General features: G+C 65.2%; 9 protein-coding genes. 5 read left to right on the top strand and 4 right to left on the bottom strand.

Going from position 1 to position 9,114, the window contains the following annotated elements:
• Window positions 1-10: 10 nt before the first annotated feature.
• A complete protein-coding gene (locus EHW12_RS31570; RefSeq protein WP_265155526.1) occupies window positions 11-850 on the bottom strand; it encodes a ThiF family adenylyltransferase in 840 nt (279 codons plus the stop codon).
• Window position 851: 1 nt separating this feature from the next.
• Between EHW12_RS31570 and EHW12_RS31565 the strand changes: the two genes are divergently transcribed.
• Window positions 852-2,135, top strand: a complete 1,284-nt coding sequence (locus tag EHW12_RS31565; protein WP_125053158.1) for an IS256 family transposase — start codon at window positions 852-854, stop codon at window positions 2,133-2,135.
• Between the two features lie 96 nt (window positions 2,136-2,231).
• Here EHW12_RS31565 and EHW12_RS31560 read toward each other — a convergent pair whose 3' ends face one another.
• Both EHW12_RS31560 and EHW12_RS31555 read right to left on the bottom strand, forming a co-directional pair.
• Window positions 2,232-2,894 carry a GNAT family N-acyltransferase gene (locus tag EHW12_RS31560; RefSeq protein ID WP_125053155.1) on the bottom strand — a complete coding sequence of 221 codons (663 nt, stop codon included), beginning with the start codon at window positions 2,892-2,894 and terminating at the stop codon, window positions 2,232-2,234.
• A gap of 190 nt (window positions 2,895-3,084) precedes the next feature.
• On the bottom strand, window positions 3,085-3,291 hold the full coding sequence (locus tag EHW12_RS31555) for a hypothetical protein (protein WP_073513679.1): 207 nt from the start codon (window positions 3,289-3,291) through the stop codon (window positions 3,085-3,087).
• 316 nt (window positions 3,292-3,607) lie between these two features.
• On the opposite strand from EHW12_RS31555, the gene EHW12_RS31550 reads away from it, so the two are divergent.
• From EHW12_RS31550 to EHW12_RS31535, 4 genes are all read left to right on the top strand, one after another.
• On the top strand, window positions 3,608-3,991 hold the full coding sequence (locus EHW12_RS31550; protein ID WP_073513678.1) for a hypothetical protein: 384 nt from the start codon (window positions 3,608-3,610) through the stop codon (window positions 3,989-3,991).
• Between the two features lie 309 nt (window positions 3,992-4,300).
• A complete protein-coding gene (locus EHW12_RS31545; protein ID WP_125053153.1) occupies window positions 4,301-4,963 on the top strand; it encodes a sigma factor in 663 nt (220 codons plus the stop codon).
• Window positions 4,964-4,982: 19 nt separating this feature from the next.
• Entirely contained in the window at window positions 4,983-5,627 is a 645-nt protein-coding gene (locus tag EHW12_RS31540; RefSeq protein ID WP_073513676.1) for a hypothetical protein, read from the top strand.
• The gene (locus EHW12_RS31535) at window positions 5,624-8,749 is read left to right on the top strand and encodes a CHAT domain-containing protein (RefSeq protein ID WP_125053151.1); all 3,126 of its coding nucleotides are present in this window, start codon (window positions 5,624-5,626) and stop codon (window positions 8,747-8,749) included. The genes EHW12_RS31540 and EHW12_RS31535 overlap by 4 nt, the downstream gene beginning before the upstream one ends.
• On the opposite strand, the gene EHW12_RS34845 is transcribed toward EHW12_RS31535, so the two are convergent.
• The gene (locus EHW12_RS34845; protein ID WP_206434866.1) at window positions 8,728-9,069 is read right to left on the bottom strand and encodes a hypothetical protein; all 342 of its coding nucleotides are present in this window, start codon (window positions 9,067-9,069) and stop codon (window positions 8,728-8,730) included. The genes EHW12_RS31535 and EHW12_RS34845 overlap by 22 nt on opposite strands.
• Window positions 9,070-9,114 lie beyond the last annotated feature (45 nt).

The following is a 9,114-nucleotide window of genomic DNA, read 5'->3' as shown; positions in this document are numbered from 1 at the left end:
ACCGCCTTGTTCAGCCGACCGATCGACCAATCGAGGCGATGGCCGCAGAAAGATAGAAGCGCACCCGCGACGGGCGCAATGTCTTCGCCTTGCCTGTCCGTGCATCGAAGTGGTGGACACGCGGAGCCGATGCCGGCGGGCGTCGGCCAACCAGAAGCGATATGGCTGTCGTCGAAACCACCGCGGCAGAGAGTTCGACGGCCGGAGCCACAGCGGGCGCTTCCAAGTGCCCCTGCTCGACGTGGGCGAGCACGTCCATACCGATGTAGGCGGGAATGCTCAATACCCACCGCCAGAGGGGGACACTGACTCGTCTCGATGCCAGGTCATCAAAGGTGACGGTGGGGGCCAAGCCGAGAAGCCGCTCGAAGCGATTTCCGTCCGGAGGGATCACTGTGTGCCACACCCCGAATCCGATCTCGACGGCCAGAACGACAGATACGGAGGCGCCGCGTGCCGTTCGAGCCAGCCGAAGCCCCACATCGGGAACGGTGTAGTCGGTGCCGTCGATCACCAAGTCCGACGAGGCAACCAAGTCCTCGACATTGTCCGGGGTGATTCCTTCTCGAACCACCTCCACGATCGCGCCGGTGCCGATCCCTCGGCACAGTTCGGCGACGACTTCGGCCTTGTTTCGGCCCAATGTGGCGGTCGTGGCAGCGGCTTGCCTGTTGAGGTTGGTGACCGAGAAGGTGTCCGGGTCGGCAAGCACGAGTGTTCCGACTCCGAGTCGAGTCAGGGTCTCAGCGACCCGTCCTCCCACACCACCGACACCCGCCACCAGTACCCGTGCCCCGGCAAGTCGGGGACTGTAAGAACAACGGTGTAACTCTGAAAGGAGATACGCCACTATGACTGACGTGATTGAACGTGAGACAGAGACGAACTCGGCTCAGCCGGGTATCAGCGATGCGCGGCTCAAAGAGCTGGTCGAGCAGGCGCGAGCCGAAGGGCTGCAGTTGACCGGAGATGGTGGATTGCTGTCGAAGCTGACCAAGCTAGTCGTGGAGTCCGCGCTCGAAGGCGAGATGGACGACCACCTCGGATACGGCAAGAGCGACCCGGCAGGGAGGGGCAGCGGCAACTCCCGCAACGGCAGACGAGCCAAGAACGTGTTGACCGAGGCCGGCCCGGTCGAACTCGAGGTGCCCCGTGACCGGGATTCCTCCTTCGAGCCGAAGATCGTGGCCAAGCGGCAGCGTCGGCTGTCGGGCGTGGAGGACATGGTGATCTCATTGTCGGCCAAGGGTTTGACGACCGGTGAGATCGCTGCACACCTGGCCGAGGTGTACGGAGCTGATGTGTCCAAGCAGACGATCTCGACGATCACCGAGCGGGTGATGGAAGGCATGGCCGAGTGGCAGAACCGGCCGTTGGATCCTGTGTACCCGGTGTTGTTCATCGACTGCATCCACGTCAAGATCCGCGAGGGCAACGTCGCTAACCGGCCGATCTACGTCGCGATGGGGGTGACTGTCGACGGCACCCGCGACATCCTCGGATTGTGGGTCGGTGAGCACGGCGACGGGGAGGGAGCGAAGTACTGGCTTCGGGTGTTGTCCGAGCTGAAAAACCGTGGTGTGCAGGATGTTCTGATCGTCGTGTGCGATGGTCTCAAGCATCTACCCGACTCGATCGAGCAAGTGTGGCCACAGACCATCGTGCAGACTTGTGTGGTCCATCTTCTCCGTAACACCTACGCCTATGCCTCCCGCAAGGACTGGTCCGAGATCGCCAAGGACCTCAAACCCGTCTACACGGCTCCGTCGGAGCAGGCCGCGCTCGACCGATTCGCAGAGTTCAGTGACAAATGGGAGAAACGCTATCCCGCGATCATCAGGCTCTGGACTAACGCCTGGGCTGAGTTCGTGCCGTTCCTACAATTCGACAACGCCATCCGGCAGGTCATTTACACGACCAACGCCATCGAGAGTGTCAACGCTCGAATCCGCAGGGCTGTCAAGGCCCGTGGACACTTTCCGACCGATGCCGCGGCCTTGAAATGCGTGTATCTGGCCATCATGAGCCTCGATCCCAAAGGCACCGCCCGCAGGCGCTGGTCCAACCGATGGAAGGCAGCACTGAATGCCTTCGAGATAACGTTCGACGGACGGCTGTCTGCCGGACGAAAGTAGTTAGAAACCAATCAATTACACCGTTTTCTGGACAGACCCGCAAGTCGATTCTGCTCGGAATCCGAGATCAGGCCGCGATTCCGCGACAGCGGGGACTCAGACATCATGACGAACGCGGGTGTGGGCGGGCGGCAGAATGTCATGCGAGGCGAGCGTCCAGGTGAACGGCCGGCGGAAGTACTCACCGAACGATGTGGTTCCTCCTCGAGCATTATCGGCCTCGGTCAGGGATGCGGCGATGCTACTGACTCTGACGAGCGCGGCCACGTTGTAGGTGTTGTATACCCACCGCGGTTCCGAGACGACTTCCACCGGAAGTCCGAGGACCTCAAGCGCGGCCAGGAACGGTTCCTCGACCTCCATGTAGGCGTACTCGTAACCACGTTCTTCTGCGAGATGCATGAGGGCGCGGTAGAAGCCGAGTGTCGCGAACGTCTTGCGGAATGGCTCGAACACCGCTGTTCCAGAGATTTCACAGGAGTAGTGGGGTACCCGGAGGTCGAACTGCGTGGTGACCTGAAGGGTGTTCATCCCGCCTTCGATCATCCGGCAGCACCCCACGGGCTGGCCGGCGGCGTCGGAGGCCAACAGGTGGATTGAGTGTTCGTCGTACTCGTCGGTGAACACTCCGATGCCTGGATTTATGCTGTCGGACTCGATGAACCCGGCCTCGAGGTACAACTGGGTCCGGATTTTTTTCCACTGGTTGAAATCGTCACTACCAGGATCGGCGATCCGATAATGGAACATGGGGATCATACGGGTTTTGTCCTCTCTCGTGCCGCGTTCGACGGAAGGCGGGGTGTAGACGGTGGAAACCCCGCTGCGCGGTCGAATGACGCGGGGCCGGGCTGTCCCCGGGCTGTCCCCGGGCGACGACCGAAGGCCGTCGTCGATGTTGACGGCCGAGCTGGCGGTCGGGTTCGGGATCTGACCGGTGACCAACCAGTCAGATCCCGGCCAGCCCCGCGCGCCGCAGCTGCGCACGGGTGTTAGCTAGTGACCGGAACTCACCCGGGGTGCCGGCCACGGTGACCGGGCGGAGTGCGCGGTCCGCCGGGTAGACGTAGAGACCGTGCTTGCAAGGCCGGTACGACCACCCTGCGGTAGCGATCGCCTTGATCACGGTGTCCCATTCACGGCTGCGTTTGGTCATCGCTGTTCTCCCCGTTCGTCCTCGTCGCCCATGCAGGAAAGGACGAGTGAGGGTTCGATTGAGGTTCGCGGACCGCGCGGGGTGATCCGTCTGCGGGAACCTCGGTCAGGCGATGCCGACGGACTCCCGCTGCCGGAGGCAGCCTCTGACACAGATCGCACCAAGGCGCGCAACGGGTGTCGCTCAGCGCAGGATGCGCACGGATCGGTGTTCATGACGGCGGTGGGCTTCCCGCTGCGCGAACCGCACGGCACCGTCACTCGTCACCACTGCATGTACGGCCCGCCAACAGCAGGCCCCACCGGCAGGAGAGACCATGACCACCACCGCCACCGCACAGACCGCGGCACCCACCCTGTGGGCCACCATCGTCAAGCGGATCACCCTCGCCACCATCGCCGTCGCGGTGCTACTCGGCGCCACCCTCGCCGCCACCGGCACCGCCTCGGCGGCGACCCCCCGCTGCGGTGACGGCCGCTGCGTCATCTACCTCGACAAGCAGGAGACCCGAGACTTGGGCAACGGCCGCGCCCCGAAGCTCCCCGGTGGCCTGCCCTGGCAGATCAACGTCAGCTACACCGCGCTGGCCAAGGGCCACCAGCTGATCGCCCGCCAGTACGCCAACCGCGGCTGGTGCTCCGCGTTTCTGATGTCCGTCCGCCCCTGGGAGAACCAGGGTTACACCGGCTACAAGTGCTGACCCGGCAGTAAGACCCCCGGACGCCGGGGCCGGTCGCACTCTGTTGCGGGGTGCGACCGGCCCGGGCCGTGCACCGGTCCGCCCGTGCTGCACACCGCAGCAACCGCTCTTACGCACCATCCCCCGTCGCGAACCCGAACGTGGCATCAGTCGTCAATACCTGGAGAGCCAGGGGCAGTGCCGGTGAATCGGCATGCACACGGCGAACCGAGTTCATAATTCATCCGTCACTACTGACACACCACGCAAGCGACCGACATCGAACACAGACCCCGCAGAAACAGCGTGGGCGTACGGAGGAGCGGATACATGGACGACCCCCATCAGCCAGACCCGACGTCAGGTTTCCCCCGAGTGCTTCCCCGGACGGGGAAGCATTCGCAGATCGACCGCGCCTACATCGAACTCGTCGGAGAGCCGCAGAGGGACCTCCTCGCCTTCGCGATGACGCACGCGCTCAAGCTGACCCGCGGCAACCGGGCCGACGCCGAGGACCTCGCCCAGGACGCATACGTAAAGCTCATCGGATACACCTTCACCCGACCGGTCAACGGACGGGCCTTCCTCACGCGCGTGCTGACCAATCGGCACATCGACCTGTATCGGCGGCGGCAGACACAGAAGGCTGTTCTGGGGGTCAACACCGGCTTCGAAATCGCCCTCGACGACCTCTCGTCCGACCACGTCACCCGCGACGTCGCCGAGGGAGTGGTGTTCTCCACCGAGATCCGTGTCCACATCGGAGTCGTGATCGACTCCTACCCCGACGCTGAACAGCGCCCCCACCTGTGGGCCCTGCTTGACCTCGACGACGGTGACCTCCGGCCCCTCGAGCAGGTCGCCGCCGTTACCGGATTGAGCCTGTCAAAGGTCAAGAAGCTCAGCTCGTGGCTCAAGACCCGACTGCAGGCCGCCTTGGCTGAGCTGGCCCCGAATCGACCGTCGACCGCACCCGACGCCCCCACCCTCTAAAAAGTAGGAAGAGACAACGATGACGAACTTCGACAACGACCCCGGACGTCTGGCTGCCGAGGCCGAGGCGTTGCTGGCGCTGATCGACGCCGAGCTGCACGCCGACGACCCCGACCACACTCTGATGCCTTCCGACGAGGAACTGCTGGCGATGACCGAGCGAGCTTTCACCCGGGCCAGCGCGATCGTCGAGGCACAGGAGGCCATCGGGGACGCCCGGATCGACGACGACACCCTCGCCGATGTCCTGGCGACCTGGACCGCCGAACTTGGACTGGTGTCCTCGACCCGCGCGGCCGCGACCGCCGACGAGGGCCGGCTATGGAAGGTGCGGGTGACCGACCCCGACCTGGTCACCGCGATCCTCGGCGTCGACGCGGTCGGCCCACTGTCGCTGACTGTATCCGATACCCCGGTGGCGGACGGGACCGCGGTGAGCGTGACGTTGCCGCTGCGCAGCACCCCTGACCCAGGTATCACGCTCCTCGCGGTGATCGACTACGGCGACGGTGCCCGCATCCGGATTCCGCTGTACCAGGTCGATCGTGGTGAGGCCGCCGCGCAGATGGGTCTGGCCGAGCTGTCCGGCAAGGCGATCCTGCCTGCGAGCATCGAAGCCACCCACCCGGTGCTCACCCTCTCGGTGCTGGCCGGCCCCGCGTGAGCATCGACGCCGCGCCTGGCGCCACCTGGGGGGAGGTACTCGACCAGGCCCGCACGGGCACCGATCCCGACCGCGCCGAATCCCTGCTGACCGCGATCATCGCCGCGGCCCTGGCACTGTCCCCGGAGTCGATCCACGAACGTCGCGTCGGCGGGTTCCCGCCCGGCGTCCCGAGTAAGAGCATCGTCCGCTCCGCCGCACAACTGCTGCTCGACCTCACCTCCGTGTCCCACACGGCGCGATCGCACGTGCGACGGGCGCTGGCGTGGACGCAACTCCTGCGATTCCCGCAGCAGAAGGTGGTCACCGCTGTCGCGCCCGGAGGTGAAATCATCCAGGCTGTCGAAAACTGCCGGCATGCACTCACCGAACTCGGCGACCACGGCGACCCTGTCGATCGGGCCATCGTGGAAATCCAACTCGCCCGATACCTCCGCAGGGTGAATCAGCCGCACGACGCCATCGCTGCCCTGACACACATTCAGCCGGGTGACCGCCAGATCGTCGGCGACGAGGTACGACCTCGAATCCTCCGCGAAGCACCGTTTCTGGGTGACTTCCTCGTCGAGAAGATCGGATTCAAACGCGCAGAGTTGCTCTGCAACGCGTACCGCGACGTCAGCCTCGTCGAGCATTCGATGCGGCAGGTCGAGATTGCCCGCGAACACGCCCGCCGATACGCCGATGCCGACCCAACCAATTTCACCTATACCTGGCTGTTGGAAGGGCATCTGCACCGCCGCAGTCGAGACGTGCACGCCGTACTGCGGATGGAGAAGAAGTCCAGGGACCTGGCGGCGCAGTACCCGCAGTCCTCGACTGCCCGGCGTCATGCCAATACCCAGGCGAGCGCGAACGCGGACCTGTTCCAGGACTTCAGCCGAGCACAGGAGTTCCGCTATCAACGGCTGCAGAACCGTCTGAAGGACGATCTCGGGATAATGTTCGAGGGGCAGCCGTCGATCGAGGAATTGATGGGTTGCGTGGCGCACTACCGTCAGCTCAACTCGAAGGCCGCGATCACCTGGCTGGGGAACATTGCCTGGGCCATCACCTCCGGCTACGTCCGATCGGGTGACACCGCCGTGGATCCACAGATCAGGGCCTACGCGGAAGGCCTCCTGGATGTGGCGGAAGCGGCGTGGGATGGTTTCGCCGGAAATGGTGTCAGCTCGCTTCTCTACGGTCGAGCACGGTTGGCCTTGATGTCGGGTGACGCCCCGACCGTCGAGTTGACCACGGACCTGCTGACCGCGAGCCGCAATGCCTACCAATGGGCAACGGCCCAGAATGCGCTCACCTCCGCAGTCCGGCATGGGGTGGCCGGCAGCGACGAGGTACGTCATCGCCTCGACGAACGGCTCGCCGAGTTCGATCTAGGAACGAGTTACGTCGCCCACGCGAAAACCCTTGGCCTGTCAGCGGAGTGGTGGTGGCGCGCCGCCGCCACAGGCATCGACATCGACTGGGTGCGGGTCGAGACCGAAGCCCTCACCGCCACGGAGATGCTACGTATCGAGGGAGTGAGCCTGGCCCCGGAATCGGAGGCGACCGCGTGGATGGCCGCTGCCCGCGCGGTGGCCGAGACCACACCGGATGAACAGACCGAACGATTGCGACGGCTTCTACGCGGGATCGGGTGCGTCACCGAACTGATGCTCACCATCGCCACCACCATCGACCGCCGCCGGATCGCGGAAAAGTTCGCCGCCTTGTTCACCGACGCGGCTGATCTGGCTGTCACCCTGGGCGATCACGAGGCGGCCGACCTGATCATGGAAGCCGTCCGGCGGGACCGGGTGGGCCTGCTTCTGGCCGAGTTGGCCCGCAACCGCGACGTCGACACCAACATCCGGGCCGCGGCACTGGCCGTGCAGGACGCCGGCTCTGCCACCGTCGACTTGAGCGGCACGAACCCCGACGAGGACACCAAAGGGAAGGAGAACGGGCGAGGGCTGCGGGGCCGATCCAACGAGATCGCCGTCGATCGGGCCGCCGCAGTCAAGGCCGCCGAATCGGTCCTCGGCCCCCTGTCGGCTCTGGCCGACTCGTCCCATCTCTACACCGCCACCGCCACCGCTGTTCTTGACCGCCGTGGCCTGACCGCCGTCCCCACCGCCGTCCTCCAGCTCCTCCCGCTGTCTCGCGGTACCGACGCAGTCGGCTCCGGCGGTGAGTGGGTGCCGTTACTGCGAAGGGTCACCATCTCCATTTCCGGAAGGCCCACGGAGCAGTTCACCGATCGAGTCGAGGTCGCCCGGCTGACCCTCGACCTGCATCCCGGCGACGACGACACGTTCGAATGGCGGGAGAACTACACCCCTCGGCTGCTGCCGCAGCCGTTGATCGAACTGCTCGCTGCCACCAATCCGGAAGCACCGATACGGCTGATGATCGTGCCCACCGGGTTCTTCCACATCCCTTTCGACGCCCTCCCAGTCACCGCCGACACCGCTGTCCTCGACCACGCCCTGGTCAGCATCCACGGCTCACTGACCAGCGCCCTGTCGCTGATGGCACTCGACGAACAGCGGACCCCGACCCCCTCGCTGGCCCTCTACGACCACACTCTCACCCACGCCCGGCCCGAGCTCGACACCTTGCTCGCCGCCCTCGACGGAGTCCGGCGGGTCGAGTCACACCAGGATCTCGACCTCGAGATGTCCGTCGACGGCGCGCAACCGTATTCTCTGCTCGCGATGGCTGTGCACGGCAGCGCCGACGAGCACGGCTGGGGGCAGGCGAAGAAGCTCCGCGACGCCGACGGAAACACCGTCTGGGTCACTGCCGCCCAAGCCCTCAGCTGGACCGTGCCCCGGTTGTGTGTACTGGCCTCCTGCAACACCCCAATCAGCGCACCCGACGGCATCGAGATCGGAGGCTTTCCCCTGGCATTGATGCTGCGCGGCGCGACCACCGTCATCGGTGGCCTCTACAACATCGACGACAAGGCCACCAGCGCGATCATGATCGCCTTCTGGAACCGTCTCGCCGCCGGCGAGACCGCCCTGGCCGCGTTGCGTCACGCCAAACTCGACTACCTGCAACAGCATCCAGATCACCGGCACACCTGGCCCGAGTACTGGGCCGGGTTGACCGTCTACGGCGCACCGAACACCTGACCGGCTGCGGAACCGGGCGGTGTGCCGCCTGCGAACCGCGCACCGGCGCGGGATCGCCCGCCCACAACCCGCACGGGTACGGTGACGACAACGACGAGCACGGCCCACTGATCGACGACGTCGTCTCCCGCGTTCTCACAGCGTTTCAGGAAAGCGCGACCGGTGAGGACCAACTCGAACTTCAGGCGGCGCGGCCCTCGATTCCACCGGACATCGACCGCGCACGTCTGCGGGACGCCTGCGACGTCACCCAGAAGTACGACCTGGACGAGAAGATCCGATACCGGTTGCGGGCACGGTTCTGGACGAAGTACGACCACTCCTGCGCCACGCCGCGAAGCTGACACACACCGACCCCGACGAAC

This window comes from Rhodococcus sp. NJ-530 (assembly GCF_003860625.1).
GTDB lineage: Bacteria > Actinomycetota > Actinomycetes > Mycobacteriales > Mycobacteriaceae > Rhodococcus_F > Rhodococcus_F qingshengii.
Note: the sequence above shows the minus strand (reverse complement) of the source record. Positions and strands in the feature narration are given on the sequence as shown.

Bases quoted from the DNA above. Each gene is read 5' to 3' on its own strand.
- EHW12_RS31565 (WP_125053158.1), top strand. From the start codon at position 852: ATGACTGACGTGATTGAACGTGAGACAGAGACGAACTCGGCTCAGCCG.
- EHW12_RS31560 (WP_125053155.1), bottom strand. From the start codon at position 2,894: ATGATCCCCATGTTCCATTATCGGATCGCCGATCCTGGTAGTGACGAT.
- EHW12_RS31555 (WP_073513679.1), bottom strand. From the start codon at position 3,291: ATGACCAAACGCAGCCGTGAATGGGACACCGTGATCAAGGCGATCGCT.
- EHW12_RS31550 (WP_073513678.1), top strand. From the start codon at position 3,608: ATGACCACCACCGCCACCGCACAGACCGCGGCACCCACCCTGTGGGCC.
- EHW12_RS31545 (WP_125053153.1), top strand. From the start codon at position 4,301: ATGGACGACCCCCATCAGCCAGACCCGACGTCAGGTTTCCCCCGAGTG.
- EHW12_RS31540 (WP_073513676.1), top strand. From the start codon at position 4,983: ATGACGAACTTCGACAACGACCCCGGACGTCTGGCTGCCGAGGCCGAG.